The 20,889-nt window shown below is 63.6% G+C and carries 22 protein-coding genes; 10 read left to right on the top strand and 12 right to left on the bottom strand.

All coding sequences use genetic code 11. The annotated features are described in order from the left end of the window. The first annotated feature begins 156 nt into the window (after positions 1-156). From BHD07_RS19590 to BHD07_RS19580, 3 genes are read left to right on the top strand one after another with little or no spacing between them, the layout of a single operon-like run. Complete coding sequence (locus BHD07_RS19590; protein WP_338282712.1) at positions 157-780, top strand: DUF1285 domain-containing protein; 624 nt, start codon at positions 157-159, stop codon at positions 778-780. Beyond that, a complete protein-coding gene (locus BHD07_RS19585) occupies positions 777-1,409 on the top strand; it encodes a CoA pyrophosphatase (RefSeq protein ID WP_018095659.1) in 633 nt (210 codons plus the stop codon). Before BHD07_RS19590 ends, BHD07_RS19585 begins: the two co-directional genes overlap by 4 nt. Beyond that, positions 1,406-2,665 carry a CCA tRNA nucleotidyltransferase gene (locus tag BHD07_RS19580; RefSeq protein ID WP_018095658.1) on the top strand — a complete coding sequence of 420 codons (1,260 nt, stop codon included), beginning with the start codon at positions 1,406-1,408 and terminating at the stop codon, positions 2,663-2,665. The genes BHD07_RS19585 and BHD07_RS19580 overlap by 4 nt, the downstream gene beginning before the upstream one ends. Positions 2,666-2,683: 18 nt before the next feature. On the opposite strand, the gene BHD07_RS19575 is transcribed toward BHD07_RS19580, so the two are convergent. After that, positions 2,684-2,869, bottom strand: a complete 186-nt coding sequence (locus BHD07_RS19575) for a DUF1059 domain-containing protein (RefSeq protein WP_003534500.1) — start codon at positions 2,867-2,869, stop codon at positions 2,684-2,686. 173 nt (positions 2,870-3,042) lie between these two features. On the opposite strand from BHD07_RS19575, the gene BHD07_RS19570 reads away from it, so the two are divergent. Continuing rightward, positions 3,043-3,585: an adenine phosphoribosyltransferase gene (locus BHD07_RS19570; protein WP_028010466.1), complete on the top strand. Its 543-nt coding sequence runs from the start codon at positions 3,043-3,045 to the stop codon at positions 3,583-3,585. A gap of 45 nt (positions 3,586-3,630) precedes the next feature. On the opposite strand, the gene BHD07_RS19565 is transcribed toward BHD07_RS19570, so the two are convergent. Together BHD07_RS19565 and BHD07_RS19560 are read right to left on the bottom strand one after the other, a co-directional pair. Further along, positions 3,631-4,101, bottom strand: coding sequence for a MaoC family dehydratase (locus tag BHD07_RS19565; RefSeq protein WP_338282693.1), 471 nt, complete (start codon positions 4,099-4,101; stop codon positions 3,631-3,633). Next, positions 4,098-4,553: a MaoC family dehydratase gene (locus BHD07_RS19560; RefSeq protein WP_338282691.1), complete on the bottom strand. Its 456-nt coding sequence runs from the start codon at positions 4,551-4,553 to the stop codon at positions 4,098-4,100. Before BHD07_RS19560 ends, BHD07_RS19565 begins: the two co-directional genes overlap by 4 nt. A 395-nt stretch (positions 4,554-4,948) precedes the next feature. Between BHD07_RS19560 and BHD07_RS19555 the strand changes: the two genes are divergently transcribed. Then, complete coding sequence (locus tag BHD07_RS19555) at positions 4,949-5,824, top strand: hypothetical protein (protein ID WP_338282689.1); 876 nt, start codon at positions 4,949-4,951, stop codon at positions 5,822-5,824. A 24-nt stretch (positions 5,825-5,848) separates the two neighbouring features. Here the strand turns inward: BHD07_RS19555 and ychF are convergent, their stop codons facing one another. Next, on the bottom strand, positions 5,849-6,952 hold the full coding sequence (gene ychF, locus BHD07_RS19550) for a redox-regulated ATPase YchF (protein WP_127516871.1): 1,104 nt from the start codon (positions 6,950-6,952) through the stop codon (positions 5,849-5,851). A gap of 229 nt (positions 6,953-7,181) precedes the next feature. On the opposite strand from ychF, the gene clpS reads away from it, so the two are divergent. Then, positions 7,182-7,487, top strand: a complete 306-nt coding sequence (gene clpS, locus BHD07_RS19545; RefSeq protein ID WP_338282686.1) for an ATP-dependent Clp protease adapter ClpS — start codon at positions 7,182-7,184, stop codon at positions 7,485-7,487. 571 nt (positions 7,488-8,058) lie between these two features. Here clpS and pth read toward each other — a convergent pair. From pth to BHD07_RS19530, 3 genes are all read right to left on the bottom strand, one after another. Beyond that, positions 8,059-8,778 (bottom strand): aminoacyl-tRNA hydrolase, encoded by a 720-nt coding sequence (gene pth / locus BHD07_RS19540; protein WP_338282685.1) that lies wholly within the window; start codon positions 8,776-8,778, stop codon positions 8,059-8,061. 247 nt (positions 8,779-9,025) lie between these two features. After that, complete coding sequence (locus tag BHD07_RS19535; protein WP_018095651.1) at positions 9,026-9,643, bottom strand: 50S ribosomal protein L25/general stress protein Ctc; 618 nt, start codon at positions 9,641-9,643, stop codon at positions 9,026-9,028. 153 nt (positions 9,644-9,796) lie between these two features. Continuing rightward, positions 9,797-10,978: a benzoate/H(+) symporter BenE family transporter gene (locus BHD07_RS19530; protein ID WP_338282682.1), complete on the bottom strand. Its 1,182-nt coding sequence runs from the start codon at positions 10,976-10,978 to the stop codon at positions 9,797-9,799. 318 nt (positions 10,979-11,296) lie between these two features. On the opposite strand from BHD07_RS19530, the gene BHD07_RS19525 reads away from it, so the two are divergent. The 4 genes from BHD07_RS19525 to BHD07_RS19510 all read left to right on the top strand — a co-directional run bounded on the left by BHD07_RS19525 (position 11,297) and on the right by BHD07_RS19510 (position 15,270). Beyond that, positions 11,297-12,253, top strand: a complete 957-nt coding sequence (locus BHD07_RS19525) for a helix-turn-helix domain-containing protein (protein WP_338282680.1) — start codon at positions 11,297-11,299, stop codon at positions 12,251-12,253. A 137-nt stretch (positions 12,254-12,390) separates the two neighbouring features. Further along, positions 12,391-13,899 (top strand): aldehyde dehydrogenase, encoded by a 1,509-nt coding sequence (adh, locus tag BHD07_RS19520; protein ID WP_338282678.1) that lies wholly within the window; start codon positions 12,391-12,393, stop codon positions 13,897-13,899. 91 nt (positions 13,900-13,990) lie between these two features. Beyond that, the gene (locus BHD07_RS19515) at positions 13,991-14,368 is read left to right on the top strand and encodes a DUF779 domain-containing protein (RefSeq protein ID WP_338282676.1); all 378 of its coding nucleotides are present in this window, start codon (positions 13,991-13,993) and stop codon (positions 14,366-14,368) included. Positions 14,369-14,439: 71 nt separating this feature from the next. Further along, positions 14,440-15,270: an isocitrate lyase/PEP mutase family protein gene (locus BHD07_RS19510; RefSeq protein ID WP_338282675.1), complete on the top strand. Its 831-nt coding sequence runs from the start codon at positions 14,440-14,442 to the stop codon at positions 15,268-15,270. A 40-nt stretch (positions 15,271-15,310) separates the two neighbouring features. On the opposite strand, the gene BHD07_RS19505 is transcribed toward BHD07_RS19510, so the two are convergent. The 5 genes from BHD07_RS19505 to BHD07_RS19485 form a co-directional block, all read right to left on the bottom strand. After that, positions 15,311-16,243, bottom strand: a complete 933-nt coding sequence (locus tag BHD07_RS19505) for a ribose-phosphate pyrophosphokinase (protein WP_018095645.1) — start codon at positions 16,241-16,243, stop codon at positions 15,311-15,313. A gap of 283 nt (positions 16,244-16,526) precedes the next feature. After that, on the bottom strand, positions 16,527-17,408 hold the full coding sequence (locus BHD07_RS19500; RefSeq protein WP_338282672.1) for a hypothetical protein: 882 nt from the start codon (positions 17,406-17,408) through the stop codon (positions 16,527-16,529). Between the two features lie 258 nt (positions 17,409-17,666). Next, positions 17,667-18,818, bottom strand: coding sequence for a M24 family metallopeptidase (locus BHD07_RS19495; RefSeq protein ID WP_338282670.1), 1,152 nt, complete (start codon positions 18,816-18,818; stop codon positions 17,667-17,669). A 1-nt stretch (position 18,819) separates the two neighbouring features. After that, complete coding sequence (pgeF, locus tag BHD07_RS19490; protein ID WP_338282669.1) at positions 18,820-19,614, bottom strand: peptidoglycan editing factor PgeF; 795 nt, start codon at positions 19,612-19,614, stop codon at positions 18,820-18,822. Between the two features lie 161 nt (positions 19,615-19,775). After that, a complete protein-coding gene (locus BHD07_RS19485) occupies positions 19,776-20,879 on the bottom strand; it encodes a class I SAM-dependent methyltransferase (RefSeq protein ID WP_338282667.1) in 1,104 nt (367 codons plus the stop codon). Between the last annotated feature and the right edge of the window lie 10 nt (positions 20,880-20,889).

Raw genomic sequence — 20,889 nt, 5'->3', positions numbered from 1 at the left:
CGCTACAGCGCCGCGTCTTATCAGACGCGCAAGGCTTGCTGTAGCACTTTTAACTGCTGCATGCGTTTGTCCTCGATCGGCCACGAACAAGGAAACATGCAGCAGGCAACGGCGTCATGCTTCGGATGCAAGATCGAGACCAAACGGGACGGAACAATGGCAGAAGCCAAGATTCAGCAAATGGGCGATGCGGCCGGCCTGGCGGCGCTGATCGCACGCGCGGCCGGGCAGACGGGCGGCGAGGCGAGAGGGTTGCCGCCGGTCGACCGCTGGAATCCGCCGTTCTGCGGCGACATCGACATGGAAATTCGCGGCGATGGAACCTGGTTCTACATGGGCACGCCGATCGGCCGGCAGCCGCTGGTGAGGCTGTTCTCGACCGTGCTTCGCAAGGACGAGGACGGCAAGACCTATCTCGTCACGCCTGTGGAAAAGGTCGGCATCCGGGTCGCCGACGCGCCGTTCATCGCCGTGGAGATGAGCGTGACCGAGAAGGAAGGCGAGAATGTGCTGACCTTCCGCACCAATGTCGGCGACGTGGTCGAGGCGGGCCCGGAGCATCCCTTGCGCTTCGTTATCCACGGCGACAATCGCGAACTCAAACCCTATCTGCATGTGCGCGGGCGGCTGAAAGCGCTCGTCTCGCGACCGGTGATGTACGACATCGTCGAGCTCGGCGAGACCATCGCGGTGGAAGGGGTGGAGATGTTCTGCGTCAGATCGGCCGGAGCGATCTTCCCGATCATGCCCGCGGCCGAGCTGGAAGCTTTGTGCCGATGAACGGTCACCCATACTCCGCCGACGAATTCCGTCGCCGCGCGCTGCAGCAGGCGGGGGGGCCGATCGAGACTGCCTGGCGCGATCACGGCGATTTCCTGTTGAACCCGGGCATCGTATCCTATCTCGAGTCCCTGCATCTGAAGGACGCCGCAGTCCTCGTCCCGGTCGTCGACGACGGCGAAGACGCCAACGTCATCTTCACCCAGCGCACCTCGAATTTGCGCAAGCATTCCGGCCAGGTCGCCTTTCCGGGCGGTGCGGTGGATCCGGAAGACCACTCCATCGAAGTCGCCGCACTGCGCGAGGCTGAGGAGGAGATCGGGCTCGATCCGCGTTTCGTCGAGACGGTCGCGCGGCTGCCGCATTACATGGCCATGTCCGGCTTCCGCATCACGCCGGTGCTTGCGGTGGTTCAGCCCGGCTTCGTGCTTGAGCCGAATCCGGAGGAAGTGGAGAGCGTGTTCGAGGTGCCGTTGTCGTTCCTGATGAATCCCCGAAATCATGGACGGGGAAGCAGTCACTGGCAGGGCGCTGAGCGCCATTTCTATCGCATGCCCTATGGCGAAAGGAACATCTGGGGGATCACCGCGGGGATCGTCCGCATGCTCTATGAAAGGCTCTATGCATGACTTCCATTGTCGCCGAGCGCTGGTTTCAGGCTCCTCATCTTCGCCGCATCTTCGACCTGTTGAACGCCGATGGCGGCGAGGTTCGGGTCGTCGGAGGCGCGATCCGCAACAGCCTCATGGGTTTGCCGGCCGGCGACGTCGACCTGGCAACCACCTGGCGTCCCGAGGAGGTGACCGAGCGGGCGGGGCGCGCCGGCATCAAGGCGGTGCCGACGGGAATCGACCATGGCACCGTGACGCTCGTCATAGAAGGTGTTCCCTATGAGATAACGACTCTGCGCCGTGACGTCGCGACCGACGGGCGTCGCGCCGAAGTGGCCTTCGGGACCGACTGGAAAGCGGATGCGGAACGCCGCGACTTCACCATCAACGCCCTCTATGCCGGTGCGGACGGCGAGATCATCGACCATGTCGGGGGCCTCGGGGACATCGAGACGCGGACGGTGCGTTTCATCGGCAGCGCGGCCGAACGCGTGGCCGAAGATTACCTCCGTATTCTTCGCTTCTTCCGCTTCTTCGCCCATTACGGCAGCGGCCGTCCGGACGCCGAAGGCCTGCGGGCCTGCGCCCAGGCCCGCGCGAAGCTCGCCACGCTTTCCGCCGAACGCGTGTGGACGGAGACGAAGAAGCTGCTTTCGGCCGACGACCCCGGCCGTGCGCTCCTGTGGATGCGGCAGGCAGGTGTGCTGAGCGAGATCCTGCCCGAGACCGAAAAATGGGGCATCGACGCTATCCCCGCGCTGATCGCTGCGGAGAAGAGTTTTTCCTGGCAGGCGGACCCGCTCCTGAGGCTTGCGGCGATGGTCCCGCCCGACGCCGACCGGCTCGAAGCCATGGCCAAACGTCTGCGGCTGTCCAAGGCGGAGAGCGCCTACCTCGGCCGGTTCGCCGAAGCGCCGGAAATCGCCGCTACTCTTGCGGATGCGGCGCTCGACCGCAGGCTCTATCGCCATGGCGCAGAAGGCATCGTCGTCCGGCTGAGGCTTGCGCTTGCCTCGGCACGCCGCAAGGCCGAAACCGATCCGGCATTCCTTGCCGACAGCGCGTCCTTTCACCGACTCCTTGCACGGGCGGAAAAATGGCAGCGGCCTGTCTTCCCGTTGAACGGTGCCGATGTCCTCAAACTGGGGGTTCCCGCCGGTCCCAAGGTGGGGGAAGTGTTGGCAGAGCTTGAAGCCTTCTGGGTCGAGCGCAACTTCAAGGTCGAGCGGGCGACCCTCGTCGCCCGGCTCGAGTCGATGGTGCGGTCGGGCTGAGACCGGTTCGGGCCGCGGTCAGGCGACCTTGGTTTCGTCGACGATGCGGGCCTTGATGTTGTCGACCATGTTTTCGCGGATGATCGTCTCGCCATGGGTCTCGCGCATATGCTCGACGACCCGGCGCACGATTTCAGCATCATTGTCAGCGCGGGTGTGCCAAGCGCAACCCGGGACGAGCGAACCGCATTCGAATAGGCGCATGGTGTTCCTCCTTCCTACAATCGGCAAGCCTCCCCTTGAAAAGCCTAGCATCAACCCGCGCTCTCGCCAAATTGTTCCGGCCCGGACCCCGAGCGAAGAAAATCCTGTAAACGGGCGCTTTGTTGGTGCTATGCCTGTGGCAATCGAGGATCCAGCAAAGGCCGCATTCACACATGACCGCTGTTCAATCGGAACTGATTTCCGCCATTCGAAGCATTCCGGACTATCCGAAGCCCGGCGTCATGTTCCGTGACATCACGACCCTCCTCGGCAATCCGCGGGCCTTCCGCCGGGCGATAGACGAGCTCGTCCATCCCTATGCCGGTACCAAGGTCGACAAGATCGCCGGCATCGAGGCGCGGGGCTTTATCCTTGGCGGGGCGATTGCGCACCAGCTTTCGGCCGGCTTCATACCCATTCGCAAGAAGGGAAAGTTGCCGCACGACACGGTGCGGATCGCCTACAGTCTGGAATACGGCGTGGACGAGATGGAAATGCACAGGGACGCGGTCGCTCCCGGGGACAAGGTGATCCTCGTCGATGACCTGATCGCCACGGGCGGCACCGCCGAGGGCGCCGCCAAGCTCCTGAAGCAGATGGGTGCGGACATCGTCGCAGCCTGCTTCATCATCGATCTGCCTGAGCTCGGCGGACGCAAGAAGCTCGAAGCGCTCGGCGTCAATGTGCGCACGCTCATCGAATTCGAGGGGCATTGAGCCCACAGGCTTCTAGGCCAGGATCGAACAGCTGGCCCCGGCCATTTAAGCGAATTCGATGACCTTGCTCTCGAAGCGGATGACCGGCTCGCCGTGCTGGTTCTCGCCCTCGCAGAGGATCGTGTTGATCCGCCAGCCGGGTCGCGAGGCGACGATCCGGGCCTCCAGTAAAGTGACCGCATAGGTGATCGTGTCGCCGGCATAGACCGGCTTCAGCCACCTGAGTTCCTTGAACCCGGGCGAGGGGCCGAGCGTCGGCGCATGCAGTCCCTCGGCTGCAAGGCGGCGGATCTCGTCTTTCCAGAACCGCAGGAAGCACTGCATCCAGCCGGCGCTGGTATGCCATCCGGAGGCGCAAAGACCGCCGAAAAGCGACTGTTTCGCCTGCTGCTCGTCGACGTGGAAGGGCTGCGGGTCGAAATCGCGGGCGAAGCGGATGATGTCCTCCGCGGTGAATGTCAGGCTGCCGGTGACGACCTTGCGCCCGGCCTGGTAGAGCTCCTCCAGCGTCATCATGCGCGCGCCTCCCCATTGCGGCGCCTGAACATGACGGAGCACTCCGAAACCGCCACGGCTTCACCGCTCTGGTTCTCGATCTCGTTGCGAAATTTGACGAAGCCGATCGCGGGCTTGGTTTTCGACGGGCGCGCCTCCAGGACAAGGCTGAAGCCTGAAAGGATATCTCCGGCAAGGACCGGCTTCTTCCACTCCATGAAGTCGATGCCCGGTGACCCTTGCGAGGACGAATCGCCGAGAAAGGCCTCGATCATCATCCGCATGCCGACCGCGCTCGTGTGCCAACCGGAAGCGGCGAGGCCGCCGAGGATGCTGCTCTTGCCGACCTCTTCATCCAGATGCATGGGCTGCGGATCGAATTCGCTGGCGAAGGCGATCATGTCGTTGGCCTGCATCAGGACCGGGCTGTAGTCGAAACGCCGGCCCTGAGTGAAATCCTCGAAATAAAGCATGCCTCATTCTCTCCTTACGGCGACGCGCGTTCCAAGAGAACGCACAAAGGGCCGACCTTACGTGGCTTCGGTCCGGCTGATTTTCCAGGTTGCGCATGTCGATTGTTCATGCGATCACCTTACCGAAAGTTGCGCGTTGCAGCTTTTTCCCGCAAGGATCCGCCCGTGACAGATTTGAACAAGGCCCTGGCGGCAGCCGCCGAAAAGGGACTCATATCAGCCGATCGTGTCAATGATCTTGATGCTTTTCTTTCGGCGCGGGGGGTGAGTGCAGGCCCCGCAATGGCCGCAGCAAGCCGCCCTGACGAGACACGTCACGATGCGCAAGCGGCAGAGAGAGCGAGCAGCCGCGCTTCCTGCGCGGATTCCACGACATTCTTATCACGATCGGCGTGGTGGTCGTCCTTGTGGGTCTCTGGGGCATCGGCGGCACGATCGCCGTGCTGCCGCTAATCATCGTTCTGGCGGAAATACTCGTGCGCCGGCAGAGGCTGGCCTTGCCCGCAGTTGCGCTGACCCTGGCGCTCGTTCATTGGGTCGGGCAGGGAATGTACAACGTCATGGCGGCCGGGCAGCCTGCGTGGACGGACGAGACCTATTTGATATTGGCCTATGTCTGCGCTTTTCCAGTCCCTCTGGGGCTGTTTTACTGGCGCTACAGAGTTCCCCTGTCTTTCGCCCTGTTCCTGCTGTCGATAGCAGCCGTGGCGGTCGCCTTCGTTTTCCTCGCTCTGGACAAAGCCTTCGGGGTCGACTTCGTTCTGGAACAGTATCCCCATCTGGTCGCAGCGATTCTTCTCGTGGCGGCGCTGGCGATTTTTGCGCTTGCCATGCGCTACGACATCTCGGACCCGCATCGTCTGACCTTGCGCTCCGATATAGCCTTCTGGCTGCATCTCGCCGCGGCGCCGGCCTTACTCCATGCGATGCTCGGTTTCATCGTCCTATCCGGTCAGGGCGGCGTTTGGTGGAGAGGCGAGGGGGGCCTGGGTCAGTCAGCCGCCGTCATTTTCCTCGTGGCGCTTTTCATGACGATCGGTCTGGTGATCGATCGCCGCGCATTCGTGACCTCGGGCCTTTTGTCGCTGGGCGCGGCAATTTGGACGATCCTGCAGAAAAGCGGCGCCTCGCTCGATACCTACGTCTTCATCGCCTTCGCGGTGGTTGGGCTGACGGTACTCGTGATCGGCATTTTCTGGCAGCCGCTGCGCCGCGCAGCGATGAGCCTGCTGCCGGTCGCGATCACCGCGCGCCTGCATGCCGTGCGGTGATCCTGGCTCGCAACGGTTCCGCGCTTACGTATTGAACCGGAAATGGATGACGTCGCCGTCCTGGACGACGTATTCCTTGCCTTCGTCGCGAGCCTTGCCGGCCTCCTTCGCGCCGTTTTCGCCGCCATAGGCGATATAGTCGTCATAGGCGATCGTGTTGGCGCGGATGAAGCCGCGCTCGAAATCCGAATGGATGACGCCGGCGGCCTGCGGGGCCTTGGTGCCGCGAGGGATTGTCCAGGCGCGCGTCTCCTTCGGTCCAACCGTGAAATAGGTGATGAGATCGAGGAGCTTGTAGCCGGCGCGGATCAGACGGTCGAGGCCGGCTTCCTCGAGACCGAGCGCCGCGAGGAATTCCTTCGCTTCCTCTTCCGGAAGCTGCGCGACTTCGGATTCGATCGCCGCCGAAATGACGACCGTTTCGGCGCCCTGTTCCCTGGCCATCTTCTCGACGGCGCGGGTGTGCTCGTTGCCGGTCGCCGCGTCGCTTTCGGCGACGTTGCAGACGTAAAGAACCGGGTGCGAGGTGAGCAGGTTGAGGCTCTGGAGAATGCGAAGCTCGTCGGCGTCGAGCTTGGAAAGCAGGGTGCGCACGGGCTTGCCTTCCTGCAGCAGCTTCAACGATGCTTCCATGATCGGAAGCTGCGCCATCGACTCCTTGTCCTTGCCGGTCGCACGCTTGCGCGTCTGTTCGGCACGCCGTTCGAGGCTGTCGAGATCGGCGAGCATCAGCTCGGTCTCGATGGTGTCGGCGTCTTCGACCGGATGGATGCGGCCTTCGACATGGGTGATGTCGTCGTCCTCGAAACAGCGCAGCACGTGCACGACGGCATCCACCTCGCGGATGTTGGCGAGGAACTGGTTCCCGAGGCCCTCGCCCTTGGACGCGCCGCGCACCAGCCCGGCGATGTCGACGAAGGAGATGCGGGTCGGGATGATCTCCTTCGACTTGGCGATGTCGGCGAGTTTGCGCATGCGCGGGTCGGGCACGGCGACTTCGCCGGTGTTCGGCTCGATCGTGCAGAAAGGATAGTTCGCCGCCTGCGCCGCCGCCGTCTTGGTCAGCGCGTTGAAGAGTGTGGACTTGCCGACATTCGGCAGCCCGACGATACCGCATTTGAAGCCCATGGCTATAATCCGTCGTTCCTGATTTCTTGAGCGTGGCTATGGGATAAAGGAGAGAGGCGGTCAAGCTTTTCGCGCCGGTCCGCTTGCTCCGGGAGCCGGGTTTCACTTGAATGCCGGGGGACGGAGCGCGATATTGGCGGTAGCGGAGTGAGGAAAAAGGTGGGCGGTTTGCCACCTTCGCCCGCTTGATCGCCAACGCTTTTCTCATGTCATCGACGGCGGATTACCCATGAGCGACAATGATGTAGCCGCAAAGCGCCTGACCAAGCCGAAGCTGGAGCGGCCGAAGCTCTACAAGGTGCTGCTGGTCAATGACGACTACACGCCGCGCGAATTCGTGGTCATGGTGCTGAAGGCGGTTTTCCGGATGACCGAGGAGGCAGGCTACCGGGTGATGATGACGGCCCACAAGATGGGCACTTCGGTCGTGGTGGTGTGTGCAAAGGACGTTGCGGAGACCAAAGCCAAGGAAGCGACCGACCTCGGCAAGGAGGCAGGCTTTCCGCTGCTGTTCACCGCAGAGCCCGAGGAGTGAGGCGGCGGCCTGCGCGTGGAGCGAAACCGCGCATCCCGGTCCCCTCATTTCTGTGCTTGTCACAGGAATCCAGCCAGACCAAGTCCTTGGGCTGGAAAGAGTCTTCCGCGCCGCAGACGCGGCGCTGCTGGATTCCTGTGACGAGCACAGGAATGAGGTAGGAGAGGGTGCGGTCCCCCGGCGCGCTTCATAAACCAGGTTGACCATTGCCTCGCATATTCGCAACGGAAGTTGTATTAGCCGCACACCAGGTCCCCTCATTTCTGTGCTTGTCACAGGAATCCAGCCAGACCAAGTCCTTGGGCTGAAAGAACGCTTCCCGCGCCGCAGACCCGGCGCTGCTGGATCCCTGTGACGAGCACAGGGATGAGGGGAGGAGAGATTGCAGTCCTCCGATACGTTCCTACAGCGCCGCCCGTCTTATGAGACGCGCAGAGGTCGCAGCGGCGCACGGTCGGTACTCGAGGAATTCAAGCGCATCGCCATGCGTGCCGACAAACCGACGAGAGCTTCAACGCCATTATCCATCTCGCGGCAGTTGTCATAAACTCAAGACGGATCTCAACAGGCCTTAATCCCCCTTCGGCCCGAACATCTTCTTCAGCATGTCGGCCATCGGCCCCGTCGCCGGCAGCTTCTTCGGCTGGGCCGTGACACGCGCCTGATGGATATGGGATTGCCCCGCCTGCTTCTTCGCAGCGACGGGTCTTTCCACCTCCGGCTTGCCGCCGGTTGCCAGGGCGATCTTGTTCATGATCTGCGAATCCTCGCCCTTCACCAGCATGTCGGCATTGTCGGCGATCGCTTCGAGCAGCGGTGACAGCCAGGGCTGGTCGGCCTTGGCGAAGTCGCCGAGCACATGTGCGTGGACCAGATCCTTGACTCCGGGATGACCGATGCCGAGGCGCAGGCGGCGGTATTCCTTGCCGCAATGGGCATCGATCGACTTGATCCCGTTGTGCCCGCCGTGGCCGCCGCCGGTCTTGATCCGGGCCTTGCCGGCGGGAAGGTCCAGTTCGTCATAGATGACGACGATGTCCTTCGGCGCGAGCTTGTAGAAGCGCATCGCTTCGCCGAGCGCTTCGCCGGAGAGATTCATGAAGGTCTGCGGCTTCATCAGCAGAACGCGTTCGCCGTCGATCTCGCCTTCGGAGATCTCCGACTTGAATTTCCTCGACCAGGCGGAAAAGCCCTGGCGCCGCTGAATGGCGTCGACGGCCATGAAGCCGATATTGTGGCGGTTGCCGGCATATTTCGGGCCGGGATTGCCAAGTCCCGCGATGATCAGCATGCGGCCAAACTCCTGCATTTGCCCTGTGGCGATATATTTGAGTGGCAATCGCCACGCCCAGTTCCCTCAGCCCAAAATCACCGCCATCACCCAAAGTCAACGGCCTTTTTCCGATACCACCTTATCCGGTTCGCGGGCGGGGGGCAGCATTTGACGGGCAAAAGAAAACCCGCCCCACGAAAATGGGACGGGTTCTTTCACTCGGGGGCGATCCGGCGTGGAACAGGGCGCCCGCCGGAAACAGAGATCAAGCCTCTTCTTCGCCGCCTTCAGCTTCTTCTTCAGTCGGTTCGACTTCCTGCGTGCGGCCGGCGATCGTGGCAACCGTGAAGTCGCGGTCGGTGATGACCGGGGTCGCGCCTGCGGGAAGCGCGACGTTCGAAATGTGAACGGTGTCGCCGATCTTGAGGCCGGTGAGGTCGACCGTCAGGAATTCCGGGATGTTGTCGGCGGACACGTTGAGTTCGACCTCGTGACGGACGATGTTCAGCGCGCCGCCCTGCTTCAGGCCCGGCGACTTCTCTTCGTTCTCGAAGCGAACCGGAACCTGTACGGATACCTGGCTGCCCTTGGTGACGCGCAGGAAATCGACGTGCATGGTGAAGTCACGCACCGGATCGAGCTGATAGTCCTTCGGCAGGACGCGGATCTTTTCGCCGTTGACGTTGATCGTCGCAACGGTGGTCATGAAACCGCCGCCGTGGATCTTCATCGTCACTTCCTTGGTGGAGAGTGCGATGGCAAGCGGGGCCTGCTTGTCACCGTAGATGACAGCCGGGATAAGACCGTTGCGGCGAAGTTCACGGGAGGACCCCTTACCAACCCGTTCGCGCGTCTCGGCCTTGAGCTCGTAGGTTTCGCTCATAGGTAGACCTTTCTATGTTGTTTGGAGAGTTCGTCCGTCAAGAATGCGGAAAAACCTGAAGCCGCCCTGCGGCTTCATCCGCGTTGCCTCCAAGGGTGTCTGCGCGGACGCGGGGTCCATAACCGAGAACCGGCGCAAATGCAAGGCGCGGCTTCAGGCCCTCTTTTTGGCTAGACGCGCGAGCGCCAGCATGAGGCCGCCCGCGACAAGCCCCCAAAAGGCCCCCGACACGCCGGCGAAACCGACGCCCGAGGCGGTGACGAGAAACGTGATGGCGGCTGCTTCGCGGGTCTCGGCATTCGTGAAGGCGGCAACTGCGGAACCCGAGAAGGCGCCGATCAGCGCAAGGCCGGCAACGGCCTCGATGAGGACCGATGGGGCAAGGCTGACGAAGGTCGTGACGGCTCCGGCCAGGAGGCCGAAGACGACGTAGGCGATGCCGGCATTGATTGCCGACCAGTAGCGGCGGGCGCGGTCGGGATGAGAATCGGAGCCGGCGCACATCGCCGCGGTGATCGCCGCGAGATTGACCGCATGTCCGCCGAAAGGGGCGCTCAGCAGCGTGAAAAGCCCGGTCGTGGCGAAGAGGGGACCCGGATCGGGGTGGTAGTCATTCACCTTCAGGACCGCGATGCCGGGGATGTTCTGCGATGCCATCGTAACGATGAAAAGCGGCAGAGCGATGCTGACCAGGGCGGAGGTGCTGAGGGAAGGCGGAACGAACTCGAGCTTCGGAACGAGCGCGGCGGAGAGCCCGGTCACGGCGCCGGCCGGCATCTCGATCCCGAAGGCGACGACGAGAACGAAGGCGACGAGCGCGGCGGGAACGGCATAGAGCCTGCTGAAGCTGCCGACGACGGCCCAGGCAAGAACGATAGGCAGGCCGAAGAGCGGGTTGAAGGCGATCGCCTTGACCGGAGCGAAGCAAAGGCTCAGGAGTACGCCGGCGAGCATCGCGTTTGCCAATGCCGCGGGGATGGCGGACACCATCCGGCCGAGGGGCTTCCACAGGCCGGCGACTATAATCAGCACTCCGCAGACGAGGAAGGCGCCGACGGCAGCGCTGAAGCCGCCTTCCACTGCGCCGGAACTCGCGAGCAGAGCCGCGCCCGGTGTCGACCAGGCGACGCTGACGGGAAGTCTCGTGACGGCGCTGATGACGATAGCGCAGATGCCCATCGAGACCGACAGCGCCATCAGTCCGGAGGCTGCCTGCGTCTCGTTCGCACCGACGCCGGCGAGCCCGTGCAGGACCACGGCGAAGGAGCTGGCAAAGCCCACGAATGCAATCAGCACGCCCATGAAGAGGCTTTGGACGGAGAAATCTCGGATCATGGCGGACAACCGGGTGTTGCGATAAGCGAGGTTCCGTGTCGAGTAGCATATCCTCGCCGCCTGTCGATACCGATCTGACGGCGCGCGTCGAGGGCGGAACGAAAAAACCTTCGTCTAGCTGGACCTCCCGCAGCATCGATGCCTATAGTCAGGCCGGGGGAATTGCGCCGTGGGGGAGAGTTCGGCGCCTGGTTCCGCCGAAGAACGCTGTCCAAGCGGAGGAGGGGAGCGCGGGTCTCGCCCGTGTGCCTTGCTTGTAAGCGTTGATCACGTCCACGGGCCGGCAGGCCCGATCGCCGCGATCCAGGGAGGGAGCGAATGCCTTCGATCAGGGACCACTCCGAGCGGGTCTACCGCATCGCACATCAATCTTCCGCTGCGGTGACTTCGCCGGTCGCTGCATCGTGGCGCCGCTGCATGACGCTGCACGGCCTGGCGCCCGAGGAGGCGCGTTCGCCCTGGCGGCTTTCCGAGAGCGAGTTCCGGCTGGCGCGCGAAAGCTCCGGCGTCCTGATCGCGGAGGCGAAAGGCGAGCTCGACCGGCTGTTCGCCACGGTCGGAAAGGCCGGGTGCTGCCTGCTGCTGACCGACGGAAAGGGCGTTGCGCTGGAACGACGCGGCGCCGGCGGCGACGATGCGGACTTTCGCGGTATCGGGTTGTGGTCGGGAACCGTGTGGAGCGAGGCGAGCGTCGGGACCAATGGCATCGGTACGGCGATCGCGGACGAGCGTCCGGTCCTCATCCAGCGCGACCAACACTTCCTCAGCCGCAATATCGGCCTGAGCTGCGCGACGGCGCCGATCCGCGACGAGAGCGGCAAGCTCGCCGCGGCGATAGACATCTCCACCTGCCGCGACGACGCATCCGAGGCGACGCTCTCGATCCTCTCGCAGGCGGTGCGCGATGCCGCAGCGCGAATCGAGGCCAATCTTTTCCGCCGCGCTTTCGTCGGCGCTCGCATCGTTCTCGTCCCGGTCGAGCGGACGGGACCTGCACTGCTTGCGGTCGACCGTGACGATCTCGTTCTCGGCGCGACGCGGGCTGCCCGGCTGTGGCTCGGACTCGACGACGAGCGTATCGCCGCCGGCGTCCCGGCTTCCGACCTGCTTCAGGAAGACCTGCCTGGCGAGGGCGGCGAATTGCCGGACGCCGAACGTGCGGCGCTGCGCCGCGCGCTCTCTCGGGCGAAGGGTAATGTGTCGATGGCGGCCGATCTCCTCGGCATCAGCCGCGCGACCCTCTACCGCAAGATGAAGCGCCTTTCTCTCAACTGATCGATATGGACGTCGACCTGTCGCAATTCTGAAACAGTCGGTGCCATCAACCGCGGCGCCGCCCTACCGGAAAAGCACGTTCGGCCTCACTCTCCTTCCACAGCAACCGCACCGCTGTCATACAAGGGAGGAAGTCCATGCTGCATCAGAAGATCGTCGAGAACCCCTACAAGCAGAAATACGGAAACTTCATCGGCGGCGAATGGCGCGAACCCGTTGCGGGACGCTATTTCGACAACACGACGCCGATCACCGGCGGCACGCTTTGCCAGGTCGCGCGTTCGGACGCCGCCGACATCGAGCTTGCTCTCGACGCGGCGCACGCCGCAAGGGAGAAATGGGCCCGGAGTTCGGCGACGGAGCGGTCCAACATACTGATGAAGATCGCCGCCCGCATGGAGGACAATCTGGAGCTTCTGGCACGGGCCGAAACCTGGGACAATGGCAAGCCGATCCGCGAGACGATGGCCGCCGACATTCCGTTGGCGATCGATCATTTTCGCTATTTCGCTGCCTGCATCCGTGCGCAGGAGGGTTCGATCGGCGAGATCGACCACGACACCGTCGCCTACCATTTCCACGAGCCGCTCGGCGTGGTCGGCCAGATCATTCCCTGGAACTTCCCGATCCTGATGGCTGCCTGGAAGCTCGCGCCGGCGCTTGCCGCGGGAAATTGCGTCGTGCTCAAACCGGCCGAGCAGACGCCGGGGTCGATCCTGGTCTGGGCGGAACTTATCGGCGACCTCCTGCCGCCGGGTGTCCTCAACATCGTCAACGGCTTCGGCCTCGAAGCGGGCAAGCCGCTCGCCACCAGCCCGCGCATCGCCAAGATCGCTTTTACCGGCGAGACGACGACGGGGCGGCTTATCATGCAATATGCCAGCCAGAACCTCATCCCGGTCACGCTGGAGCTCGGCGGAAAGTCGCCGAACATCTTCTTCGCGGACGTCGCCAGCGAGGACGACGACTTCTTCGACAAGGCGCTCGAGGGCTTCGCCATGTTCGCGCTGAACCAGGGCGAGGTCTGCACCTGCCCGAGCCGCGCGCTTGTCCAGGAGAGCATCTACGACCGCTTCATGGAGCGGGCGGTAAAGAGGGTCGAGGCGATCCGGCAGGGCAATCCGCTCGATGAAGCAACGATGATCGGTGCCCAGGCTTCGAGCGAACAGCTCGAGAAAATCCTCGCCTATATCGAAATCGGCAAGGAGGAAGGCGCCGAGGTGCTGACCGGCGGCGGGCGCAATGTGCTCGAAGGCGATCTCTCGGGCGGCTACTACGTCACGCCGACCGTATTCCACGGCCACAACAGGATGCGCATCTTTCAGGAGGAGATTTTCGGGCCGGTCGTGTCGGTCACGACCTTCAAGACGGAAGCCGAGGCGCTGGAAATCGCCAATGACACGCTCTACGGGCTCGGCGCCGGCGTGTGGAGCCGCGATGCCAATCGCTGCTACCGCTTCGGCCGCGCGATCGAGGCCGGCCGTGTCTGGACCAATTGCTACCACGCCTATCCGGCGCACGCCGCCTTCGGCGGTTACAAGCAATCCGGCATCGGGCGCGAGACGCACAAGATGATGCTCGATCACTACCAGCAGACGAAGAACATGCTGGTAAGCTACAGCCCGAAAGCGCTCGGCTTCTTCTGAGCCGGCCGGGCCCGTGCCGGCCCGGTCCTCGCGGCGGGCTCCCGATGCTTCATCGGGGGCCCTCCGGCTTCTGCGAATGAGGAGATGCAAATTGAGCGACGGAGCAACGGAGTCGCGCGTGCTTGCGACGGATGCGGCGATCGACCTCATCCGCGAAATCCGGCGCGATCATCCGGATATACTCTTTCACCAGTCGGGCGGCTGCTGCGACGGCTCGTCGCCCATGTGCTACCCGGCGGACGATTACATCGTCGGTGACAACGACGTGAAGCTCGGCGAGATCGACGGCGTGCCCGTCTATATCAGCTCGAGTCAGTATGAGGTCTGGAAACACACGCAGCTGATCATCGACGTCGTGTCCGGCAGGGGCGGCATGTTTTCGCTGGATAACGGCCGGGAGAAGCGGTTCCTCACCCGCTCGCGCCTGTTTGGTGGGGGCGAGGCTTGCCTGGTGCAGCCCCGCGGTTGACCACGGGAAATTTGTCCGCGTGTTTTCGTTTCATGCTATCGCTGGTTATCTTCAAGCGACGGATGGCCGGCATGGACAAGCAGCAAGACAAGCACCTGAAATTCCGCGCATTGCACGATCGCGAGGGCGCTTTCGTAATTCCCAATCCCTGGGATGCAGGTTCTGCGCGCATTCTCGCGGCAGTCGGCTACGAGGCGCTGGCGACGACGAGCGCGGGGCTTGCGTTTTCCATCGGCCGGAGAGATTCGGCGGCGGCTCTCTCGCGCGACGTCATATTGCAGAATGCCCGCGATATCGTCGAGGCGACCGAATTGCCGGTGTCCGCGGATCTGGAGGACGGTTTCGGTAAGGATCCGCTGTGCTGTGCCGAGACGATTTCGCTTGCGGCAGGCGTCGGGCTCGTCGGTGGTTCGATCGAAGACGCAACCGGTGATGCGGCCGATCCCGTCTTCGAGTTCGGCCTGGCCGTGGAACGTGTTGCCGCTGCCGCAGAGGAAGCCCGCAAGCACCCCTTCGTCCTCACCGCGCGCGCCGAGAACTTCCTGTGCGGACGGCCTGACCTCGACGATACCATCCGGCGCCTCGTCGCATTCGAGGAGGCCGGTGCGGATGTCCTCTATGCGCCGGGGCTGCCTGACATCGAGGCGATCCGAACGGTCTGCTCCGCCGTCAAGCGCCCGGTCAATGTGGTCATGGGGCTCGCCGGGCAGGTCTACACAGTGGACCAACTGCAGGAGGCGGGCGTGAAGCGCATCAGTGTCGGCGGCTCTTTTGCTCGGGCGGCCCTTGCCGCACTCATGAGCGCGGCGCGAGAGGTCAAGGAGCACGGCACTTTCACCTATGCGAAAAGTGCCATGCCGGCCCGCGAGGCGGCCTCATACATGCTGGACGTCAAGAGATGAACGACGTGCGCGTCTGATGAGACGCGCGGCGTCGTAAACGTCAATCGAACAGGCTCGATACCGATTCTTCCTGGCTCGTGCGGCTGATCGCCTCGCCGAGCAGCGCGGCGGTCGAGATCACACGGATATTGTGCGCGGACTGCACTGCCGTCGTCGGCTGGATCGAATCGGTGATCACCAGTTCTTTCAGCATCGAGGAGGTGACGCGCGCGACAGCGCCGCCGGAGAGGACGCCGTGGGTGATATAGGCAGTGACGCTGGTCGCGCCGTTCTTCAGCAGTGCCTCGGCGGCGTTGCAGAGCGTACCGCCGGAATCGACGATATCGTCGATGAGAAGGCAGTCCTTGCCGTTGACTTCGCCGATGACGTTCATGACTTCCGATTCACCGGGGCGGTCGCGACGCTTGTCGACGATCGCCAGCAGACAGTCCAGCCGCTTGGCGAGCGCCCGGGCACGCACGACGCCGCCGACATCCGGCGAAACGACCATGACGTTCTTGAGATTGTAGTTCTCCTTGACGTCTCGCGCGAGGATCGGAACGGCGTAGAGGTTGTCGGTCGGGATATCGAAGAAGCCCTGGATCTGCCCGGCGTGCAGGTCGAGGGTCAGAACGCGGTCCGCACCGGCTTCGGTAATGAGATTGGCGACCAGCTTGGCGGAGATCGGCGTGCGAGGACCGGGTTTTCGGTCCTGCCGGGCATAGCCGAAATAGGGAAGGACGGCGGTGATGCGGCGAGCCGATGAGCGCCGGACCGCGTCGATCATGATGAGGAGTTCCATCAGATGATCGTTGGTCGGGAAGGAAGTCGACTGGACGATGAAGACGTCCTCGCCGCGCACGTTCTCGCCGATCTCGACGAAGATTTCCTGATCGGCGAAGCGCCTTACTGTGGCTTTGCCGAGCGGCAGGTTGAGATAGTTGCAGATCGCTTCGGCCAGCAGCCGGTTCGAATTGCCTGCGAAAACCTTCATTGACGGTCCGCCTTGAGCTGGCGCGGCCACGTCCGGTCGTCCGGGGGGTGGGTTCTCCGCGCAGATTCCGTGAGCCATTCCGATTGCGGGCAATCACTGCGGACGGCCGCTGTCAGAGCTGATCGGCCGCTTTTTAGCGTCCTTGAAGGTGAATGCAAGGGGATTGCTGCGGCGCAACGCTCAATATCCGAAAAACTTTGCGCCAGCCGCCCAAGATGACGGCGATTCCGGGCCGATTGGCCGAAAATCGGAAAGCGCGGCAAGCGGAGCCCGAGCGGAGACGCTATCCCGCAGTCGACCGACGCCATTCGATGTAGGCGTCGATCGTCTGGCTGGCGATCGCCTCCATCGTTTCTGCCGGGACCACGCTCCAGGGGTCGGCCGCCGTGTTTGCAACGGAGTCCTGTCCCTGGATGCGGTGCAGGCGATTGCCGCTGCCGTCGAGTATGTCCCAGACATAGACGACCGTCGTCTTGCCGCCGTCATTGAGCGCTGAAAAATATCCCTTGAGGATATGGTCGCTGGTTTTGTCGGTCGAGCTCTTGATCGCGAGGCCCTGACTGCGCGCCGAGGCTCCGAGCTGCTTCGAGAGCGGCGTGACCGCCTGGACCGGTGCGCCGATGATCGGCAGAAAACGGATTCCGCCCGAGCCGGTCGCAGCTGCCGCAGGCGATGCGGCGGCTTGCTGCGTCGGCGCGGGCGCCTGCGTCGTTTCGACCGTTGTGGGCTGCTCCTCGCCGCCATTGTCCTGCGTCGCGTCTTCCACGGGCGGTGCCTGATGCCGGGCGATCCGGGCAGGCGCCGACTGAGGCTGCATCGTCTGTACCGGTGCTTCACCGCCGGCGAGACGGTTTGCCTGGCCTTCCAGCGTGCCGGCCGGGTCGGTGTAGTCGCTATAGCCGACATTGTCGCCGGCGTGCTGCGGAGGCGGGCTCGAAATGTTCGGCTGTGCCGCGAAGGCGGCGGAGCGGCCCGGCGGCACGCTTTCCACCGGCATCACCGCGGTCTGCGCCGACATGGAGTCGAGATCCGACTGGGTCACCGGAGGGGAGCGGAAAGTGCCTTCGCCCACATCCACCTGCGGGATCAGGGCGTCGGTCGTGTTGCAGCCGGCCAAGGCTGCGGCAAGGCCAAGGCTGGCGATCGGATTGATCTGCTTGCGCATCGTTCCCACCGTCTCCGCTAGATCACGATGATTTGAGGTCGAGCCGACCTAAAATTATGACCGTGATCGCTTCCAAAGAGCGAGAGCGGGACGCGGGCGGAAAACCGCACGCACTTTTCCTCATCCCGCTCTCGAACATCCCGGCGCCGGATGCGGCGGATGCAGCGCCGCGCGCCCTATGGACGCGCAAAGGTCGCTGCAGCAGGATCAGCCGCCGGCGCGTTCTTCACTTTCGACGGAAATCATAGGGCGATTTCCTTACGCAGATATGAAGTCCAGTCCGTAGCGCGAGAGGGGGCGGGGAGTGTCGGCCGTGGTGAGATAGGTCTGGCCGAGCGTCATGGCGGTGCCGCTGTCCGAATCCATGATGATCATGTGGACGAAGAGAGACATGTCCGGCTCGATCTCCTGCGGATTGCCGATGTGGAACATCTGGTGTTCCATCCAGGAGGGCGAGAAGCGTGCGCCGAGCGAATAGCCGCAGGCGTTCAGACGGTGCCGGGCAAGGCCGCGCTCGTCCATGATCTTTGCATGCACGTCGAAGACGGTCCCGAAGGTATTGCCGGGTCGAAGCACCATTTCGATCGCCTGGATCGTTTCCCGGCAGGCGCTGTAAAGCTCGCGGTGGCGGTTGGTGGGCTCGCCGATCACGACCGTGCGCATCATCGCCGCATGGTAATGGGCGCTGACACCGGCCCATTCGAGCGTGAGCTGATCGTTGGCGTCGAGGTTGCGCCGGCCGGCCTTGTAGCGGCAGAGCAGTGCGTCGGCCCCGGAACCGATGATGAACTCATTGGCCGGATAATCGCCGCCGCCGGCGAAAACGGCACCCTGCATGGCCGCGAGGATATCCGCCTCGCTGCCGCCCGGGCGGATGAGTGGCAGCGCCGCGTCGAGCGCGTCGTCTGCAAGGCTCGCCGCCTTCTCGACATAAGCGATCTCCGCCGGGCTCTTGATCAGACGCAGGCGGCTGACGAGCAGCGAGGCGTCGACCAGTTCCCCGAAAGTGGAGAGCTGGTGGTCGACGAGGCGCGCCGTTCTTCCGGTCATGCCGTGGGTGTCGTATTCGACGCCGATGCGGCGGCCGAGGAGATCGAGCTCACTGAGCAGATTCTTGAGGTCCATGGCCGGATCGGCATTGACCCGATCCACCCATATTTCGATGCGCTCGATATTCGACGTATGACGCGCCTGGCGCAGGTCGGCCGAACGGGTGAGCAGGACCATGGAACCATCCCGCTTGACCACCAGCGACTGGAAGAAGCAATAGCCGAAGGTGTCGTAGCCGGTCAGCCAGTACATGCTCTCCTGCGCGAAGAGCAGCATCGCGTCGAGCTTTTCTTCCTGCATCTTGGCCGTGAGCCGCGCCAGGCGGGCCGCATATTCTTCTTCGGCGAAATGAAGCGCCATCTCAAACCTCCCGTATGGAAATCGCTGATATCTGCCGCCCGTAATCAGGCTCCTGCCTGTGCGTCGTGCGGCGATAGGAGAAGAAGCGGTCTTCGTCCGCATAGGTGCAGATGCCGAGGTTTTCCGCCGTCACGCCGGCCTCGGCCAACCGCCGGACCGTCAATCCGGGAAGGTCGAACATGGCGTGGCCGTCGCGGCCCGACGGCGTGAAAAACGACGCATAGCTTGCCTCGGTGGCGACGAAGTGCGCCACGAATTCGGGGCCGACCTCGTAGTGGCTCCGGCTGATCGACGGGCCGAGACAGGCGATGATGCGCTCGCGGCGGGCGCCGAGCGAGATCATCGCTTCGACGGTGCTTTCGAGCACGCCGCCGAGCGCGCCCTTCCATCCGGCATGGGCGGCACCGATGACGCCTGCTTCCGGATCGGCGAAAAGGACCGGACCGCAGTCGGCGGAGAGAACGCCGAGGACGATGCCGGGCGTTGCCGTTACCAGAGCATCGGCATCCGGCCGTGCGCCGTCGTAACCGGCGTCAACGATGATCGCGTCCGGCGAATGGACCTGGTGCACCGTGGCAAGTTGTCGTGGCTCCGCGTCGAACCAGCGGGCGACCCGGGCTCGGTTCTCGCCGACACGTTCCCGCTCGTCGTTCGAGCCGAGTCCGACATTCAAACCGCGGTAGATGCCCTCGGAAACGCCTCCCTGGCGCGTGAAATAACCATGTGCGATTGCCGGGCCTGCCTTTGCGGCGAAGAGCGGGCTCTGCACAGGGGATAGCGAGGCATCATCCTGCATTCGGTGTTTTCGCCCTCGTGATTTTCTAAGCTTCGTTGGAATTGAGGGCGCGTTGCGGCCCGTCGACTTGAGCTGATTTGCCGGCGCGATGTTGACCCGGCAGGCGGGGACTGTCAATCGCCCTGCCGAGCCGAGAGACCCGAGGCGGTGCACGGCCGGCGCTAAGACGCCTTCTTCCGGAAGGGCGCCAGGGCGACTTCCGGACTGCTTACCACCAGCACCTTGAACAGCTCTCCCATCCTGCCCGCGCCGGAGCCCGCAAGCCGCTCGACATCGTCGCGGATGCTTTCCTGGGTCGTGTCGTCCTTGTCCCGGCCGAGTGCCGCGGCGCGTTCCAGGAGTCCGAGGCCGACCAGGAAATCACCCTGACGGGCAAGTCCGTTGATCTGCACACCCTCCGCTTTCGCACGGCTCGCCAACTGCTCGAAATCGACATGGCTGGTCAGGTCGGCGAGACCGGGATTGGCAAGCGGCGGATCATATTCGTGATTGCGCACGGCCTGCAGCGTGTCGCCGTAGCCGGTCGCCAGATGGCCGTAGTCGATGATGATCGCCGTGCCGCTGCCGGCCCGGAGGCGCTCGCAGAGCGCGGCCATCACCGCGTCGCGGGCGGGGGAGATTTCGAAGACCGTGCCTTCCGCGACGGTGGGCGCGGGAGAGGGCAGCAATGCGGGATCAATGCCGGCAATGCCTGCGGCAAAGGTCAATCGGCCCTCCGCATCGAGGCCGACCATGCGCTCACGGAAGCCCTGTGCGGTCCGCACGAACTGACGGATCGGAATTGCGTCGAAAAGCTCGTTCGCAGCCAGGAGCAGGAATCCGGAGGGAAGGCTGTCGAAGCTCTCATGCCAGCGGACCTTGCCTTCGTGTTCAGCCAAGGTCTCGGCCTGCAGCTTGCGAAGCCGGTCGCTGGTTTCGACGAGATGAACGGTTGCGGTCCGGTACAGCGCCGGCGCCAGCCGCCGGATGACGCGGAGCATGTCGGACATCATCGTGCCGCGGCCCGGACCGATCTCGGCGATAATCGCGTCCTCAGGCGTGCCGTGCTGCTGCCATGCATGCACGAGGAATATGCCGATCATCTCGCCGAAGAGCTGGCTGATCTCCGGCGCGGTGGTGAAATCTCCCGCCGGCCCGAACGGTTCGCGGACGCGGTAATAGCCATGCTGCGGATCGGCAAGGCAGAGGGAGAAATAGTCGGTCACGCTGATCGGTCCGTTGGTCCGGATCAGCGCCTTGACCTTGTCGGCGAGAGGATTCGTCATGACTTGTCCA

It is taken from the genome of Sinorhizobium sp. KGO-5 (assembly GCF_036245905.1).
Classification (GTDB): domain Bacteria; phylum Pseudomonadota; class Alphaproteobacteria; order Rhizobiales; family Rhizobiaceae; genus Sinorhizobium; species Sinorhizobium meliloti_A.
The sequence above is the reverse complement of the archived record's forward strand: the minus strand, read 5'-3'. Positions and strand labels throughout refer to the sequence as shown.